Source organism: Mycobacterium bourgelatii, from assembly GCF_010723575.1.
Classification (GTDB): domain Bacteria; phylum Actinomycetota; class Actinomycetes; order Mycobacteriales; family Mycobacteriaceae; genus Mycobacterium; species Mycobacterium bourgelatii.
On sequence record NZ_BLKZ01000002.1, the window covers coordinates 792997 to 809593 of the forward strand.

Below are 16597 nucleotides of genomic sequence, written 5' to 3' on the forward strand. Positions count from 1 at the left end.
CCCATCAACCCCGCCGACGGTACGGGCTCATTCACGCGACTTCGCCAGGGCCTCGTTGAAAGTCTCGCTCGGGCGCATCACCGCCGCGGCCTTGTCCTCGTCCGGGTAGTAGTAGCCGCCGATGTTGACCTCTTTGCCTTGGACCTCGTTGAGCTCGGCGACGATCTTCTCTTCGTTCTTGGCCAACGTGTCGGCGAGCTTGGCGAAGTGTTCGCTCAGTTCCTTGTCGTCGGTCTGCGCTGCCAGCTCCTGCGCCCAATACATGGCGAGGTAGAACTGGCTGCCGCGGTTGTCCAGCTCGCCGGTCTTGCGAGACGGGCTCTTGTCGTTGTCCAGCAACTTGCCGATCGCGGAATCCAGTGTCTTGCCGAGGATCTCGGCCTTCTTGTTGCCGGTCTTCATGCCGATGTCCTCGAAACAGGCGCCCAGGGCCAAATATTCGCCGAGCGAATCCCAGCGCAGGTGGTTCTCCTCCAACAGCTGGTGCACATGCTTGGGCGCCGAACCGCCGGCCCCGGTCTCGTACATGCCGCCGCCGGCCATCAACGGCACGATGGACAGCATCTTGGCGCTGGTGCCCAGTTCCAAGATCGGGAAGAGGTCGGTGAGGTAGTCGCGCAGGATGTTTCCCGTGGCGGCGATGGTGTCGAGCCCGCGGACCAGGCGTTCCAGGGTGTACCGCATGGAACGCACCTGCGACATGATCTGAATGTCCAGACCCTCGGTGTCGTGGTCCTGCAGGTAAGTCTGAACCTTCTTGATGAGCTCGTTCTCGTGCGGACGGTAGGGGTCCAGCCAGAACAGCACCGGCATTCCGGAGGCGCGGGCCCGCGTGACGGCCAGTTTCACCCAGTCGCGGATGGGTTCGTCCCTGACGATGGGCATGCGCCAGATGTCGCCCTCTTCGACGTTCTGGGTGAGCAGCACTTCACCGGTGTCGATGTCGACGATGTCGGCGACGCCGTCCTCGGGGATCTCGAAGGTCTTGTCGTGCGAGCCGTACTCCTCGGCCTGCTGCGCCATGAGGCCCACGTTGGGGACGGTGCCCATCGTCGTCGGGTCGAACTGCCCGTTGGTCTTACAGAAGTTGATGATCTCCTGGTAGATGCGGGAGAACGTGGATTCGGGGTTGACGGCCTTGGTGTCCTTCTGCCGCCCGTCGGCGCCGTACATCTTGCCGCCCGCCCGGATCATCGCCGGCATCGAAGCGTCCACGATCACGTCACTGGGTGAGTGGAAGTTGGAGATGCCCTTGGCCGAGTCGACCATCGCCAACTCGGGGCGGTGCTCATGGCAGGCGTGCAGGTCGCGGATGATCTCGTCGTGTAGCGACGCGGGCAGCGACTCGATCTTGTTGTAGAGATCGACCAAGCCGTTGTTGACGTTGACGCCCAGTTCGTCGAACAGCTTCTGGTGCTTTGCGAACGCGTCCTTGTAGAAGGTGCGTACCGCGTGACCGAAGACGATGGGGTGCGAAACCTTCATCATCGTCGCCTTGACGTGCAGCGAGAACATCACGCCGGTCTCGTAGGCGTCCTGCATCTGCTCTTCGTAGAAGTCGATCAGGGCCTTCTTGCTCATGAACATGCTGTCGATGATGTCGCCCTCCAGGAGCTCCACCTTCGGCTTGAGCACCAGCTCCTCGCCGCTCTTGGTCTTCAACACCATCTTCACGTTGCGTGCCTGGTCCAGGGTCATCGACTTCTCGCCGTGATAGAAGTCGCCGTGCTTCATCGTCGCGACGTGTGTCCGCGATGCCATCGACCACTTGCCCATGCTGTGCGGGTGCTTGCGCGCATACTCCTTGACCGCCTTGGGCGCCCGACGATCCGAATTGCCCTGGCGCAGCACGGGATTGACCGCGCTACCCAAGCAATTGGCGTAACGCTTGCGGAGTTCCCGCTCCTTGTCGGACTTCGGGTCCTCCGGGAAGTCCGGGATCTTGTAGCCCTTTTTCTGCAGCTCCTTGATGGCGGACACCAACTGCGGCACCGAGGCGCTGATGTTGGGCAGCTTGATGATGTTGGTGTCCGGCTCCTGCGTGAGCTTGCCAAGTTCGGCAAGGTTGTCCGGCACGCGCTGCTCTTCGGTCAGTTCGTCCGGAAACTCGGCGAGAATGCGGGCCGCCAGCGAGATGTCACTCGGCTTGATCTTGATCCCTGCAGGTTCGGCAAAGGCGCGCACCACTGGCAAGAAGGCGTAGGTCGCCAGCATTGGCGCCTCGTCGGTCAGCGTGTAGATGATGGTCGGCTGCTCGGCGCTCATGTGATTTTCTCCCGGCGGCATTGTCGGTCAGATTTCTTGAAGGGCCCTGCGTGGTAACCGCGGCTACCAGTATCGCGGCTGGACAACCGCAGGTGATGGTCGGGGTGTGGTGTTCACCTGGTTCGCAGCCCGTCGAGTGCCACCTCGGTGACGCGCTCAGCCAACTCGGCGTTGTAACCCTGCATGGCCTGGCAACCGACCAACAGGGTCTTGACCTCGGGAACGGTGATGTCCTGGCGCGCGGTGCCGCTCCGCTGAGCCGCCGTCAACAGGTCCCCGAGCAAACCCAGGAACTCCTCCTCGACCCCGGGGACGGCGCTGTTGACGTCGATCCCAACGCCGGCCAGCGCCTCCACCAAGCCACGGTCGGCAGCGCCCCACTGCAACACCATCGACCGGATGAACGCGAAGAGCGCCTCACCGGGCTGCTCGGCCTGCGCCAAGGCGTACCCGTCATCGATGATGTGCCGCATCCGGTCCGCGATCACCGCCTGGAACAGGGCCTCTTTGGTCGGGAAGTGCCGGTACACCGTGCCCGCGCCGACTCCGGCCCGTTTGGCGATTTCATCGATCGGCACCGACAACCCGTCAGAGGCGAAGGTCTCGTAGGCAACCTCCAGGACGCGGGCGCGGTTGCGGGCCGCGTCAGCGCGCACTGGCCGCTGAGCCAAGTCACACCTCCACGCAAATCGAGCATTGACAAAACGGGGCGTGCGTTCCGTATAGTTCCAACCAAGCGGAGCGCTCGCCCCGTTTTGGCGATCATAGCGAGGAAATCCCAATGACCAAGTGGACCACCACCGACATTCCCGCCCAGACCGGGCGCACCGCCGTCATCACGGGCGCGAACACCGGCCTGGGCTTTGAGACCGCCGCCGCGCTGGCTGCCCACGGCGCGCGGGTGGTGCTGGCGGTGCGCAATCTCGAGAAAGGGAAGGAAGCGCAGTCCCGCATCATCGCGGCCACCCCGGGCGCCGAGGTGGAACTGCAGCAACTCGACCTCGGAACATGCCGCGACCGATGGCCGCAGCCACCGCACTGTTCGCGCCGTTGTTCCAGGATGCCGACATGGGCGCGCTGCCGGTGTTGCGCGCCGCGACCGACCCGGGCGTCTTAGGCGGTCAGTACTACGGGCCGGACGGGTTTGCCGAGATGCGCGGCTACCCGACGCTCGTGGCGTCGAGTGCGCAATCGCACGACGTCGCTCTGCAGCGGCGCCTGTGGGCGGTGTCCGAAGAACTGACCGGGGTGGTGTACCCGCAGCTGACACCGGCATAAGCGGCGAGGTCGAGCCTGACCGAGGTCAACACTCGACGATGTTGACCGCCACGTTGATCGCCAGCCCGCCGGCAGATGTTTCCTTGTACTTGGTGTGCATGTCCGCACCGGTGGCGCGCATCGTGTCGATGACCTCGTCTAGGGTGACGCGATGAAATCCGTCCCCACGCAATGCCATTCGGGCGGCATTGATGGCCTTGCCGGCCGAGATCGCATTGCGCTCGATGCAGGGGATCTGCACCAAGCCGGCGATGGGGTCACACGTAAGCCCCAGGCTGTGTTCCATGGCGATCTCGGCGGCGTTCTCCACCTGCCGCGGTGTACCGCCAAGGATCTCCGCCAATCCGGCCGCTGCCATGGCCGCGGCGGAACCAACCTCGCCTTGGCAGCCGACCTCGGCTCCCGAAATCGAGGCCCTCTCCTTGAACAGGGATCCGATGGCACCGGCGGTGAGCAGGAATCGTGCCGCCACGTCGTCGGGGTCCGCGGCTCCGGCGGGTGTGTAGTGCGTGGCGTAACGCAGCACGGCCGGAATGATTCCGGCGGCACCGTTGGTCGGGGCCGTGACGATGCGCCCGCCCGAGGCGTTCTCCTCGTTGACCGCCAGCGCCACCAAATTGACCCAGTCGAGGGCGAATTCGGGCTTACGATCGGGGTCTTCGGCACTCAGGCGCTCGTACCAACTCTTGGCCCGACGGCGTACCTGCAGGCGGCCGGGAAGCAGACCGTCGCGCGAGATGCTTTGGCGTTCGCACTCGACCATGACGTCACGCAGGTGAAGGAGGCCGCGGCGGACATCTTCCTCGGTCCGGCAACATGATTCATTGCGGAGAGCGACCTCGCTGATCGACATGTCGAGCCGCTCGCAGATGTCGAGCAGCTCCTTGCCGGACGAATAGGGCAACACGAAGGGCGACGATTCGTCCCCGCAATAGCCGGCCTCGCCGGTGACGATGAAGCCGCCGCCGACCGAGTAGTACGTCTCGGTGTGCAGGACGCCGCCGTGAGAATCGCTGGCGGTGAACGTCATACCGTTGGGGTGGGTGGGCAACACCACATCGGGATGACGGCCGATATCCTGCTCGGTCAACGGAATCGGCATGACCCCGTAAATCCATGTCTTTCCGGAAGCGGCGATCTCGGCAAGTCGGCGTTCCTTTTCCTCGGTGGTAATCGTTTCTGGCCGAGCGCCTTCCAAGCCGAGCAGGATGGCCGGCATGGTGCCGTGGCCCGCGCCGGTGGCCGCCAGTGATCCGAACAGATCCACCCGTAGCGTGGTGACGGAATGAACCAGCCCGAGGTTGCGCAGGGTGGTGACGAACTCGTTCGCAGCGCGCATCGGACCGACCGTGTGGGAACTGGACGGTCCGATGCCTACGGTGAATAGATCGAAAACGCTGATTGTCACGGCTGTTTCAGGGCAGGGTAGAGCGGGTGGCGCGCGGCCAACTCTTGGACTCGGGTGCGGAGCGGACCCAATTCGTCGTCACTGGTGGCTGTCAGTGCCGAAGCGATGACATCAGCCACGGCGCGGAAGTCGTCGGCCGAGAAGCCTCGTGCGGCCAACGCCGGGGTGCCGATTCGCAACCCCGAGGTCACCATCGGCGGCCGGGGGTCGAATGGCACGGCATTGCGGTTGACCGTGATGTCGACCGCGGCCAGCCGGTCCTCGGCTTGCTGCCCGTCAAGTTGGGCGTGCCGGAGGTCGACCAGAACCAGGTGTACGTCGGTTCCGCCGGTCAACACGGTGATGCCCTGCTCGGCCACATCGGGCTGGGTCAGTCGGTCCGCGAGGATGCGCGCACCTTCCAAGCAACGTCGTTGGCGTTCAACGAATTCGGGTTGTGCTGCCATCTTGAATGCGGTGGCCTTGGCGGCGATGACGTGCTCGAGTGGTCCACCCTGCTGTCCGGGGAACACCGCGGAATTGATTTTCTTGGCGATGGCGGGGTCGTTGGACAAGATGATGCCGCCGCGAGGCCCGCCCAGCGTTTTGTGGGTGGTCGAGGTGACGACGTGGGCGTGCGGTACTGGGCTGGGATGCAGTCCGGCTGCCACCAGACCGGCGAAGTGCGCCATATCGACCATCAACAGCGCATCAACCTCGTCGGCGATTGCGCGGAACCGGGCAAAGTCCAGCCGGCGGGGGTAGGCCGACCAGCCCGCGATGATCAGCTTGGGCCGTTGCGTACGGGCGGCCTCCGCGACCGCATCCATGTCGATGAGGTAGTCCTCTTCGGACACTTCGTAAGCGGCGACGTTGTACAACTTGCCGGAGAAGTTGATGCGCATCCCGTGGGTGAGATGGCCGCCGTGCGCCAGTGACAATCCGAGGATGGTGTCGCCAGGGCTGAGCAGCGCGTGCATGGTGGCGGCATTGGCGGTGGCACCCGAATGTGGTTGCACATTGGCGTATTCGGCGCCGAAGAGGTCCTTGACGCGGTCGATGGCCAGCTGCTCGATGCCGTCGATGAACTGGCAGCCGCCGTAATAGCGGCGGCCGGGGTAGCCTTCGGCGTACTTGTTGGTCAGCACCGACCCCTGGGCCTGCAGCACCGCCAGCGGAGCGTAGTTCTCCGAAGCGATCATCTCGAGACCGTCTTCCTGACGGCCGAGCTCGCTGTCGATCAGGGCGGCGATGTCGGGGTCGAACGTGGCGAGCGGTTGATTCAGCGTGTTCATCAGGATCGGCTCCGTGAGTAGAAGGGGGTCTCGACGACACGAAAGCGCTCGTCGCCGCCCCGAATATCCACGGAGACAACGGAACCGAGTCCAACCGAGCCGGTGGCGACGTAACACAGCGCGACCGGGTGGCCCAGCGTGGGCGACAGCGCGCCAGAGGTGACAGTTCCGATTCGGTGCGCACCGTCCTTCGTGTACACGCCGTATCCCTGGCGCGCGGCCCGCCGCCCGATGCCCTGCAACCCGACGAGATTGCGCAGCGGTCCCCATTTGGCATACTGCGCGAGCGCGTCCCGACCCACGAAGTCTTTGTCGAGTCGCACGGCCTTGCCCAGGCCGGCGTCGTAAGGGGTTGTCTCCGGGGACAATTCGTTACCGTAGAGCGGCATGCCCGCCTCCAGCCGCAAAGTGTCGCGGCAAGCCAGGCCCGCCGGGGCCACCCCATGGTCAGCACCGGCGTCCAGCAGCAGCCACCACAGATCGATGGCGCGGTCGTTGGCAACGTACAGCTCGAAGCCGTCTTCTCCGGTGTATCCGGTGCGGGCCAACAGGATCGGCATGGTGCCGATGCGCAACTCGGTTGCCGCGTAGTACTTGAGTCCGGTCACCGTCCCCACGTCAGTCGGGTCGACGGTCTTGCAGAGCACCCGCTCCGCGACGGGTCCTTGCAGCGCGATGAGCGCCATCTCCGCGGAGCGGTCGGTGATCGTGGCGTCGAACCCGGCCGCTCGCCGGGTGAGTGCGGCGTGCACGACCGCCGTGTTGGCCGCGTTGGCGACCACCAGGAAGCGGTCTGCGGCGAGTCGGTAGGCCACCAGATCGTCGAGCACGCCGCCGTTCTCAGCGCACAGCAGCGAGTACTTGGCTTTGCCGACCTTGACGGGTCCGAACGCGCCGACGAGCGCGTAGTCGAGCACGGCCGCCGCGTCGGGTCCGACGATCTCGATCTCGCCCATGTGGGACAGGTCGAACAACCCGGCGGCCGAGCGGACGGCGTGATGCTCGGTGAGCTCGCTGCCGTACCGCACCGGCATCTGCCAACCGGCGAAGTCGGTGAAGCGGGCCCCGAGTACGCGGTGCACGTCGAGGAGGGGCGATGATGCCCCCATACATGGACTCATTGTCACGGTCATGTCAGCGCCTTGTCTCTGGAAACGTTTGCGGTGAAATAGGTTTGGGTGGAACTTGCTTTGCAGGTCAGTTCGGCGGTCCCGGCAAGGCCGTTGGGAACGTGGGCATGCATGTCGGACACGGGGGCAACTCCGGTTTCAGTGGGCCCGATGACCGGGCTGGGTGCGCCCTCCCCGCTCTGTCCTGAAACCTGAGAGTCTGGGGCCGTGCTTGGCGGCACAGCCGTACACCTTCGGTAAGCCCGGCCAAAGCCGGCCTTGTCTCCAGAGTCGCCTCGGCGCTGCGGTACTTGGGCCTGAGAGATTCCCGGGGAGGATCTTGCTCCTACGGCACCTCGGTGAAGAGGTTCTCCCACGGCGCGTCAACGGCGTCAGATTCACTTGTGTATCGGATACGAATATAGGTTATGTACAGGCGCCATGTCACGGATGCGGTCGTGAGGCGCCCGTCACACCGAAAAGTCAGGCCGCGCGCTAGACGTTGATGACGATGGCGGTGATGTTGTCCGGTCCGCCGGCCTCGTTGGCGGCCGCGACCAGAGCGGTGCAAGCATCCTCGGGTACGGGATGCGACGCCAGTATTCGCTCCAGGGACGGTTTGTCGACCACGCTGTAGAGGCCGTCGCTGCACAGCAGGATCCGATCGCCGGGCTCCAGACCCACCGCAGAGCTATCGGGAAGCGCCCGCGGCAGCATCGCCACATGCCGGGTCAGCGTGTTGCGTGCCGGGTGCCGGTCGGCGTCTGCGACATCGACCTTGCCCGCGTCTATGAGCTCCCGCAGCAGATTGTGATCGCGGGTCAGGCACTGCAGCTCCTGGTCGCGGAGCAGGTATGCGCGGCTGTCGCCCAGATGGGCCACCAGAAGTCGAGACCCCGTGACCACCGCCGCCACCACGGTGCTGGTGGCACCGGCGGCCCGGGGATCGGTGCTTGCATATCCGCGGAAGTCGGCACAGAAATCCTCAATCGCGCGGCCGAGCGCTTCTGGCTCGATTTCGACGACTTCGCCCTCGACGTCGGGTTTGAGATGGCGGGCGACGTACGTCGGCAGCAGTTCGGTTACCAGGGCAGCGGCCAGTTCACCGTCGGTGCTGCCCGCCACTCCATCGGCGACGATGAACAGCGACTGATCGGCATCCGCGGCCCACCGGTCCTGATTGTTGCGTCGATGACGGCCGATGTCGGTGACGCCCGCAAACTCCACAAGGCACAACGTTAAGCCTTCGGCGCCGCTTCACCCGCACATTGGCCATGGTGAGCGACGCCACGGAAGCGACTAGGCTTACTTTTTCCTTGCGCGGGTACTGCTGGGACGCGGCTGTGCAGTGCAATCACCCGCTCGAGAGTGTGTCCGTCTGTCGACGAGGAGCTTTGTGACCACTGCTTCCAGCACAGCGGAAACGCGCGAGACGGACGACCGTCAGCGGATGCCGACAGACTGGCAAGGTTGGACTTCCGCCGCGCTCGCGCTCATCGGGTTCGTCGTGTGTCTGTGGGCCTGGCGCACCGGTGGTGGAACGGTCACGTTGCCATGGGTGCCGTCGCTGGGCCTGCACCTGAGCTTCGCGTTCGACGGACTGGCGGCACTGTATTCGATGTTGGCCTGCGGCATCGGTGCCCTGGTTTTCTGCTACGGCACGGCCTATCTGTCTCTGCACCTGAAGCACAAAGAGCGCCCGGCGCGGGACCGGTGGCAATTCTGGCCGTGGATGGCCCTGTTCGCGGTGGCGATGGTGGGCTTGGCGACGGCGCAGGACCTGGTGCTGCTGTTCTTGTTCTTCGATGTGACCGCGATCTGCTCGTACTTTCTGATCGGCTTCGACCGGGACGAGCCACACGCCCGCCGGGCGGCCCTGATGGCGCTGCTGGTGACCGTGGCCAGCGCCGTCGCCATGCTGATCGCCGCCGTGCTGCTGTACGCGCATTACGGGACCTTTTCGATACCTGACCTGCTCGACCGCATCGAGCCCGGGACGACGGCCACCGTCGCCGGGGCGCTGCTCGCGGTGGCGGCGCTGGCCAAGAGTGCGCAGGTGCCTCTGCATTTCTGGCTGCCCAAGGCGATGGCAGCGCCGACACCGGTCTCGGCCTACCTGCACTCGGCGGCCATGGTCGCCGCGGGGGTGCTCGTTCTGGGCCGGGTGCATCCGTTGCTCGCGCACAGCAAGGTCGTGCTGACCGGCCTATTGGTGGTCGGCGTGGCATCCATCGTGGTCGGCGGCGTCCTCGCGCTCGGCCAGGATGTGCTCAAGCAAGTGCTGGCTTACTCGACGATCTCGCAGTACGGCTACGTGGTGATGCTGTACGGCATCGACGGCGACACTGCGGCCGGTGCGGCGGCCTTCTACGTGCTTGCCCACGGCCTGGCCAAGAGCGCCCTGTTCATGACGGCGGGTGCGGTGACGATGTCGACCGGGGAACAACGCCTGTCTCGCCTCGGCGGCATGGCACGCCACAGACCGCTGCTGGCGGCAGCGGCCCTCATCGCGGCGGCCAACCTGGCTGGGTTGCCCCTGACCGCGGGGTTCTTCAAGGACGAGTTGTTCTTCGAGGCGGAGGCCGGCGCCGGGCCGGTGCTGGCCGGCCTCGCCGTTCTCGCCGCGGGTCTGACGTTGGCCTACATAGGACGGTTCTGGGTGTTGCTGTTCCTGGGCCCGACGCGCACCGAACCCGAGCCGACACCACGCCTGCTGACGGCCCCCGTCGTCGTCTTGGCGGCGGTCGGGGTGCTCGGCGGATTGGTGCCGCAATTGCTCAGCGGTTTGGCCACGGATGCCGGAGCCGTCACCAACGGCGCGCCCATCCAGTTGTCGCCCGCCTACCACCTGGACGCGCGTCCGGCGAACCTGATGGCGCTGAGTGCGTGGGCGTTGGGGTTTTCGCTGCTGGCCGTGCCGCGCCTCCGGGACGCGATCTCGCTCGCCCTGGCGCGGGTGGGCGAACGGGTCGGGCCGCTGCGGATTTACACCCGAAGTCTGCGGGCGCTGGCGCGGCTCTCCGCGGCGATTCACGACTTCGAGGTGCGCGACCTGCGTAGCAGTGTCGCCGCGGTGCTGGTTCCCGCCGGTGTGTTGACCACATTGGCCTTTGCCGTCACGCCGACGGCCGGCGAGTACGTGGTGGGGCGCGTGCGCGGTGTCGACTGGGTGGTCTTGCCATTGCTGGGCCTGGTCATCATCGCGACCCTGGCCACCGCGTGGGCCCGCGCCCGGGTGGGAATGGTGTTGGCGCTGGCGGTGGTCGGCTTCGCTCTGGCAGCCGTGTACGCGCTGCTGGCGGCCCCCGACATCGCATTGGTGGCGGTTCTCGTCGAGACGATGATCACCCTCATCTTCATCGCCGCGTTCGCGCACCTACCGAAGGACGAACCCACCCGCGAACACGGTGGACTCGCTGGGACGTTGGTGCTGCCGCGCAGCGGGCGCCCCCGTCGGCGCTGGCGCAGCGTGTCGGCCGGGATCCTCGCGGGGGTAACCGCCTTCGCCACCGTGTGGGGCTTCCTCTCGTCGCCGACCAGCGCACCGAGTGTGGCCGACGAGTACATCCGTAGCACGCCGAGCGCCCACGGGAAGGACGTCGTCACCGTCATCATCACCGACTTCCGCGGCCTGGACACCCTGGCCGAGATCACGGTGCTGCTCGTCGCCGTCGTCGGTGTGGCAACGCTGCTCAAAGAGGGCAAGCTCTGGTGAGGCGCAAGGACGTGGTGCTGCGGGTCGTGGCGCAAGTGCTGTTGGGCCCGAGTCTCATGGTGGCGGCGGCCCTCATCGTCAAGGGGTACGTCGATGTGGGGGACGGGTTCGCCGCCGGCATGGTCGTCGCCCTGGCTGTGGCGTTGTGTTACGTAGCGCTCGGGGCGCCGACGGCGGAGAGGATGTTGCCGCTGCTGCGCTTCGCGCCGCAAGTGGCCGTCGCGGGTCTGCTGCTCTCGTTGCTCGTGGGTTTCCTTCCGTTGCTTTTTGACAAGCCCTTGTTCAGCCATTTCCCCGCACGCGGTCAGCGGGTTGTGACGATCGGCTCGCTGGAATTGTTCACCCCGCTGCTCTTCGACATCGGGGTCTTCCTGCTCGTCTTCGGGGTGATGGCGATGCTGCTGCACCAGTTCTCTGGCCCCGAACGCCTTGTCACGGAAACCATCGACGACGCAGACGGCGAAGACGGGGAGGGCGGCATCCGATGATGTTCGCGTTCGCGATGACGGCCGCCGTGCTTTTCGGCGGTGGGGCCTACCTGCTGCTGCAACGTGACCTGGTGCGCATGGTCGTGGGCGTCGCCCTCGTGTCGCAGGCCGCCGTGGTGGCGCTGATCGGTGCCAGCCTGACCCGTGGACAGGCGCCCATTTCCCCTGAAGCCGGGGACCCGGTGAGTGACCCTTTGCCGCAGGCGCTGATGCTGACCGCGCTCGTCATCGGGCTCGCCACCCTGGCGTTGCTGCTCGCGCTGGTGCACCGCGCCGTGGTGGTGTTCCGGACCGCGCAGAGCGACGAACTCGCTGCTCAGGAGAGCAGGCACGAAGAGCGGCTGCAGCGTGACCGGCAGCGGGATACCAGTGAGATGACGTGATGCCCTGATGGCGCTGTCGTTGGTTCTGCTTGTGCCCTGGACGGCGGGCACGGTACTCATCGCGCTGGACGGCCGTCGCCGCTATGTCGCCTGGGCCGCCGTCGCAGCGTTGGTCGCCACGTTCATTGCCATCGTCTTTCTCACCTTCGACGTGCTCTCACCCGGACCCGATCAGGTGACGACGGGTGGCTGGCAGGCCGGTGTGGGCATCGTGCTGAATGCCGATGCGCTGGGGATGCTGTTCGCGCTGGTCTCGGTTTTGGTGCTGATCTTTGCGGTTGCCAACGAGGCGATCGTCGGCGTGCACGCCCGGACGTTTCCCGGGCTGGTGGTGCTGCTCGCCGCGGGCTTGACCGGTCTGTTCCTTACCGCTGACGTGTTCAATTTCTACGTCTTCTTCGAGATATCGATGATCGCGTCGTACGCGCTGACCACCTATGGCGGGCTGGCCCGTCAGTTGCGCGCGGCGCTGATCTTTGCCGCAGTGAACCTGCTCGGTTCGTTCGTCTTCTTGATCTCGGTCGCGGGGACGTACCACATCACGGGCGCGCTGGCCATGGCCGACGTCGCGCAGCGGATCCACGACGCCGGCCCGAATGCCACGCTGCTCGTGGCGGTCGGATTCTTCGTTGCCTTCAGCGTCAAGCTCGGCCTCTTCCCTTTCCACTTCTGGCTGCCGACGGTCTACACCGGCACACGCCCGGCCGTCGCCGCCATCCTCAGCGGCGCCGTGTCCAACATCGGCAGCTACGGCCTGCTGCGCTTTGGCGCCGGCCTGTTCCCCGACGAGCTGCGATTTGCCGCGACGGCGATCATCGCGCTGGGCGTCGTATCGATGCTCTACGGCGGCGTCGTGGCGGTGTCACGCGGTGACATCGGCGAGACACTTGCCTACTCGGCCATCGGCCAGGTCGGCTACATGCTCATCGCGTTAGGCATCGGCGGCTCGATCGGACTGGCGGCGGCCGTCGTCTACAGCATTATCAACGCCGTGAACAAGGGGCTGCTGTTCCTGGCTGCGGGGCTGCGGGGGCCCTTGGTGGCGGCGGCATTTGCGATCGGGGCATTCAGCGTCGCCGGCGTGCCTCCGGCCGGCGGATTCATCGCGAAGTTGGAAGTGTTCCGGACCGCCGTCGTCGGGGACCGGCCGCAGCTGGTGGTGCTGCTGGTCGTCGGCAGCGTGCTTTCGCTGGTGTACATGTTTCAGATCTATCAGCGGAAGTTCTGGCGCCCCGACGATGCGCCTGCCGGCGTCGCAGAGCCCAGCGCGCTACCGGCGCGCGCGCTCGTCGCGGTCTTCGCGGTTTTGGTGCTGGCTATTGGCCTGGCGGCAGAACCGTTGCTCAGCATGTGTCAGGACGGCGCCGATGTATTGCTGGGGAGGTTGTAGATGATTAGCCTCGTGGTCCGGGTCGCCGCGCTTACCGCCGTTTACCTGTTGTTCCTGACCAGTGTGGAGCCGGGCGATGTGCTCGTGGGCGTCGGTCTTGCGCTGCTACTCGCACTGGGCGAGGCGCGCGTCCTCGGACCCGAGCGGCGATCTCGGCGGCCGTCGGGTGCGACGACCCTGCGGCGCCTGTCCGGCTTTCCCGCCCTGATCGGTTTCACCCTGGTGGACATGTGCCGTGGGAGCTGGCAGGTGGCAGCCCACTGCCTCGGGCTACGACCCCTGGCCCCGGGATTCGTGACGTTGCCGATCCGCCGAAATGATCCGGCGTCCGCCACGGCCTGGGCGATCCGGGTGGGGCTATCGCCGGATACGGTCGTCGTCGACGTCGACACCGCGAAGGGCGAACTTGTGCTGCATGTGCTGGATGCCACCGACGTAGAGGCCGTGATCAAGGACCAGACCGCTTCCTACCAGCGCGCACAGCGGCGCGCATTCCCCTGATCGCCGTGCCTACCCTGCTGCTCATCGTCGCCGTTGTCTGGACCACGCTGCTGCTCGTGGCCGGGGGCCTGGTGCTGCTGCGAGCACGCGACGTGCACCAGCGAGTAGTCGCCCTCGACCTGCTGGCCGTGCTCGTGGTGTCACTGCTCGCGCTGCTGTGCTACCTGCTGGACAAGTCCTACTACCTGAACGCAGCGGTGGCACTCGCGCTGCTGTCGTTCGTCGCGACGGTCGCCGCGGCCCGATATCTGGGATCCGGAGGGCCGTTCGAATGATCTCGCTAGCTCTCGACATTGTGGGCGGGGTGTTGCTGATCGCGGGGCTCCTGCTGCTGACCATCAGCGTGTACGGCATCATGCGGATGCCCGACACGCAAAGTCAGTTGCATGCCCAAGGTTTGGCCACTGGCCCAGGAGTGATCGTCGTCCTCGCGTCCTCCATCGCGACCGAGAACGCTGCCATCATCTCTATCGCGACTTTGGCGATCGTCTTTATGGTGCTGACCTCGCCCACGGCGGGTCACTCGATTTCCCGTTCCGCCCGCCGCCGCAGTAAAGCCGACGCAGACGATGACCTGACGGATTCGCCGGAATAACAATGGCGGGCGTGCAAAGCAGTAGGTCGGCGGGACGTCCGCGGGACGCGTCGATAGACGAGCGGGTGTTGTCGGTGACCCGTGAGCTGCTCGTGGAGGTCGGTTGGGACGCGCTGAGCATGCGGTTGATCGCCGCAAGATGTGGGGTCAGCCGGTCGAGCCTGGACCGTCGCTGGTCGTCGAAGGCCGAGCTCGTGTTGCACGCCATCCTGGGCGCGACCCCCGATCTTGCGCCGTTCGCGGGTGCGGATCGGTTGGGCTGGGTGGATTGGGTGGTGCGCGGCAGTCAGCAACTTTTCGCCCGTCCCGAGGTGAAAGCCGCCGTTCCGGGACTCTTGCTCGCGATGGGCGAGAACGATGAGCTGCGCAGAAGATTGTGGTCGGACTTCAGTGGACCCGCGGTCGCGTTGTTCAGCGGCGATTCCGACGACACGAGTGATGCCGCACTCGACGCCCGGGCCGTCATCGCGATGGCCGCCGGTGCCGCGCTGTTCCTCACCACGATCGCCGTCGAAGACGACACCGACGCGCTACACGCCCGTGTCGCTGGGTTCCTCACGGACGCGGTGTCCAGGAAATGACGCGATGATCGCGTCGGTTGGCGACCGCCACTGGATTCCAAGGTCCCGAAGGGTGCGGGAATCGTCGGTGGGCGTCGCCGCGGTAAGCAGCAGCGCAGCCTCGTAGCTCAACCCGTCACCCATGGGAACGATGCTGGACAGGGCTTCGGCGATCCTGCTCGCTCCGCGAAACACTGCCGGGTGCAAAGGGATCCGAACGAATCGGCGGCCGGTGCCGTGTTCCAGGGCGTCGATCATTTCGTCGAAAGCCACGAGTACGCCGCCGCAGACATACCGACGTGGCCCGCAGCCCGGCGTCATCAGCGCCGCATGGACGTCGGCGACATCGCGAACGTCGATCATCTGCATACCGCCGCGCAGGCGGGGTGCGACACCGAACCGCACGAGGGGCGCCCAGCCGCGTTCGGTGACACCGGGCGCCGAATGGAATGCGGGTCCGACGACGCTGGATGGATACGTGATGACGACGGGCGCCCCCTCGTCTTGCAACCGTCGCGCGACCCGGTCGGCATACCCCTTGGTCTGCGCGTAGTCGCTGCGGCCGTCCGCCGTCGGCGTATCGGGTCCTATGACGTCGTTCGGCGGCGGGAAGAGGGCGCTGTAACTGCTCACCATGACCACCGGATCGAGACCCGCACCTACCGCGTGGGTGAGCAGGGTTTCGGTGGCGTAAGCGTTGATTTCCCACATCAGGGCGCTGCGGCGACTATCGGTACCGACGACTCCGGCCGCGTGCAGCACCGCGTCACAGCCGTCGAGCAGCGCCTCGATGGTCTGGCACTTTCGCACGTCCCCGGTGTGGAACTCGATGCCACCCGCCGCGGCGAACCGGTCGAGAACCGGCGCGCCTTCGGCGTCCGGCCCGACCAGCAGACGTATCTCGTGCCCCTGAGCCTGTAGCGCGCGCACGCAGTGAGCTCCCACGTATCCGGTTCCACCGGTGACGGCTATCAGCATGGTGTGCATATTACGGTGCCAATGGCACCGAAATCTATACCGGGTTGGCCGCGGATTGGCTAGGGCCGGCTGCTGTGCTCGTTTCCGTCGCTGGCTAACGCGTCGGTTCGCCAGCCGGCGTCGCGGGTGCGCTTGAGCAGCGACCTGGCCCCGAGGAAGGCGACCACCGCGACGGTCGTGACGTTCAGCCAGACCGCCAATGCTACGAACACTGCCACTCGTGCTGCCGGCGTGGCCGGTGGTCCCGCGTAGGAACCGTCCTCGTTCACCAAGATCTCGATCGAGTCGCCGGGCTTGGGTGACGACGGCGCCCTGACCGGGCCCGTGTGTTCCGTCCCAGCTGCGAACCACCGGGCATGAACCCTGGTGAGATCGCTACGAACGGGGTGGTCGATCACCGTGGCGACCACCGAACTTCGGCCTTGGGCCTGCTCAGCGTGGGTGCGGCTGCGGGAGTCGTAGACGGCGGTGCCCACCGCCCCCGCGACCGGCACCGTCAGCAGCGAAACCGCGACGGCCAACACCAGTGCCAGGGCTTCGAGTCGGTCGGCAACGCGGATCAGCGGGTTGCGGCTGAAGAGCACCGTGAACCACCGGGGCGCACGCAGGACGAACGTTTCCATCGCGGGGTCGTGTCCATCCGCGTCGTTGAG

Annotated in this window: 16 protein-coding genes, 1 pseudogene and 1 riboswitch; of the genes and pseudogenes, 9 read left to right on the plus strand and 8 right to left on the minus strand. The window is 65.9% G+C overall.

Annotated elements, in window-relative coordinates; genetic code table 11:
* Window positions 1-27: 27 nt before the first annotated feature.
* Together G6N68_RS28625 and G6N68_RS28630 are read right to left on the minus strand one after the other, a co-directional pair.
* On the minus strand, window positions 28-2265 hold the full coding sequence (locus G6N68_RS28625) for an NADP-dependent isocitrate dehydrogenase (protein ID WP_163719506.1): 2238 nt from the start codon (window positions 2263-2265) through the stop codon (window positions 28-30).
* Between the two features lie 113 nt (window positions 2266-2378).
* On the minus strand, window positions 2379-2936 hold the full coding sequence (locus tag G6N68_RS28630) for a TetR/AcrR family transcriptional regulator (RefSeq protein WP_240355967.1): 558 nt from the start codon (window positions 2934-2936) through the stop codon (window positions 2379-2381).
* Between the two features lie 110 nt (window positions 2937-3046).
* On the opposite strand from G6N68_RS28630, the pseudogene G6N68_RS28635 reads away from it, so the two are divergent.
* Window positions 3047-3543: pseudogene (locus G6N68_RS28635) on the plus strand (SDR family NAD(P)-dependent oxidoreductase).
* 25 nt (window positions 3544-3568) lie between these two features.
* On the opposite strand, the gene G6N68_RS28640 reads toward G6N68_RS28635, so the two are convergent.
* The 4 genes from G6N68_RS28640 to G6N68_RS28655 all read right to left on the minus strand — a co-directional run bounded on the left by G6N68_RS28640 (window position 3569) and on the right by G6N68_RS28655 (window position 8561).
* Window positions 3569-4951, minus strand: coding sequence for an L-serine ammonia-lyase (locus G6N68_RS28640; RefSeq protein WP_163719507.1), 1383 nt, complete (start codon window positions 4949-4951; stop codon window positions 3569-3571).
* Window positions 4948-6225 (minus strand): serine hydroxymethyltransferase, encoded by a 1278-nt coding sequence (gene glyA, locus G6N68_RS28645; RefSeq protein WP_163719508.1) that lies wholly within the window; start codon window positions 6223-6225, stop codon window positions 4948-4950. The genes G6N68_RS28640 and glyA overlap by 4 nt, the downstream gene beginning before the upstream one ends.
* Window positions 6225-7334 carry a glycine cleavage system aminomethyltransferase GcvT gene (gene gcvT, locus G6N68_RS28650; protein ID WP_240355968.1) on the minus strand — a complete coding sequence of 370 codons (1110 nt, stop codon included), beginning with the start codon at window positions 7332-7334 and terminating at the stop codon, window positions 6225-6227. The genes glyA and gcvT overlap by 1 nt, the downstream gene beginning before the upstream one ends.
* A 295-nt stretch (window positions 7335-7629) precedes the next feature.
* Window positions 7630-7720: riboswitch (glycine riboswitch) on the minus strand.
* Window positions 7721-7829: 109 nt separating this feature from the next.
* Window positions 7830-8561 (minus strand): PP2C family protein-serine/threonine phosphatase, encoded by a 732-nt coding sequence (locus G6N68_RS28655; protein WP_163719510.1) that lies wholly within the window; start codon window positions 8559-8561, stop codon window positions 7830-7832.
* Between the two features lie 169 nt (window positions 8562-8730).
* On the opposite strand from G6N68_RS28655, the gene mbhE reads away from it, so the two are divergent.
* The 8 genes from mbhE to G6N68_RS28695 are packed head-to-tail and all read left to right on the plus strand — an operon-like array spanning window position 8731 to window position 14987.
* On the plus strand, window positions 8731-11049 hold the full coding sequence (gene mbhE, locus G6N68_RS28660) for a hydrogen gas-evolving membrane-bound hydrogenase subunit E (protein WP_205351547.1): 2319 nt from the start codon (window positions 8731-8733) through the stop codon (window positions 11047-11049).
* On the plus strand, window positions 11046-11537 hold the full coding sequence (locus G6N68_RS28665; protein ID WP_163719511.1) for an MnhB domain-containing protein: 492 nt from the start codon (window positions 11046-11048) through the stop codon (window positions 11535-11537). The genes mbhE and G6N68_RS28665 overlap by 4 nt, the downstream gene beginning before the upstream one ends.
* Window positions 11534-11920 carry a sodium:proton antiporter gene (locus tag G6N68_RS28670; protein WP_163719512.1) on the plus strand — a complete coding sequence of 129 codons (387 nt, stop codon included), beginning with the start codon at window positions 11534-11536 and terminating at the stop codon, window positions 11918-11920. The genes G6N68_RS28665 and G6N68_RS28670 overlap by 4 nt, the downstream gene beginning before the upstream one ends.
* A gap of 7 nt (window positions 11921-11927) precedes the next feature.
* Window positions 11928-13310 (plus strand): complex I subunit 5 family protein, encoded by a 1383-nt coding sequence (locus tag G6N68_RS28675; protein WP_163719513.1) that lies wholly within the window; start codon window positions 11928-11930, stop codon window positions 13308-13310.
* Entirely contained in the window at window positions 13311-13811 is a 501-nt protein-coding gene (locus tag G6N68_RS28680; protein WP_163719514.1) for a Na+/H+ antiporter subunit E, read from the plus strand.
* Between the two features lie 5 nt (window positions 13812-13816).
* Entirely contained in the window at window positions 13817-14086 is a 270-nt protein-coding gene (locus G6N68_RS28685; RefSeq protein ID WP_205351548.1) for a monovalent cation/H+ antiporter complex subunit F, read from the plus strand.
* Between the two features lie 29 nt (window positions 14087-14115).
* Window positions 14116-14406, plus strand: coding sequence for a cation:proton antiporter (locus tag G6N68_RS28690; protein ID WP_205351549.1), 291 nt, complete (start codon window positions 14116-14118; stop codon window positions 14404-14406).
* Window positions 14407-14417: 11 nt separating this feature from the next.
* Entirely contained in the window at window positions 14418-14987 is a 570-nt protein-coding gene (locus tag G6N68_RS28695) for a TetR/AcrR family transcriptional regulator (protein WP_163719516.1), read from the plus strand.
* On the opposite strand, the gene G6N68_RS28700 is transcribed toward G6N68_RS28695, so the two are convergent.
* Window positions 14937-15944, minus strand: coding sequence for an NAD-dependent epimerase/dehydratase family protein (locus G6N68_RS28700; protein ID WP_163719517.1), 1008 nt, complete (start codon window positions 15942-15944; stop codon window positions 14937-14939). The two genes, G6N68_RS28695 and G6N68_RS28700, sit on opposite strands and share 51 nt — an antisense overlap.
* A 59-nt stretch (window positions 15945-16003) precedes the next feature.
* Entirely contained in the window at window positions 16004-16567 is a 564-nt protein-coding gene (locus G6N68_RS28705) for an Rv1733c family protein (protein ID WP_163719518.1), read from the minus strand.
* Window positions 16568-16597: the final 30 nt, after the last annotated feature.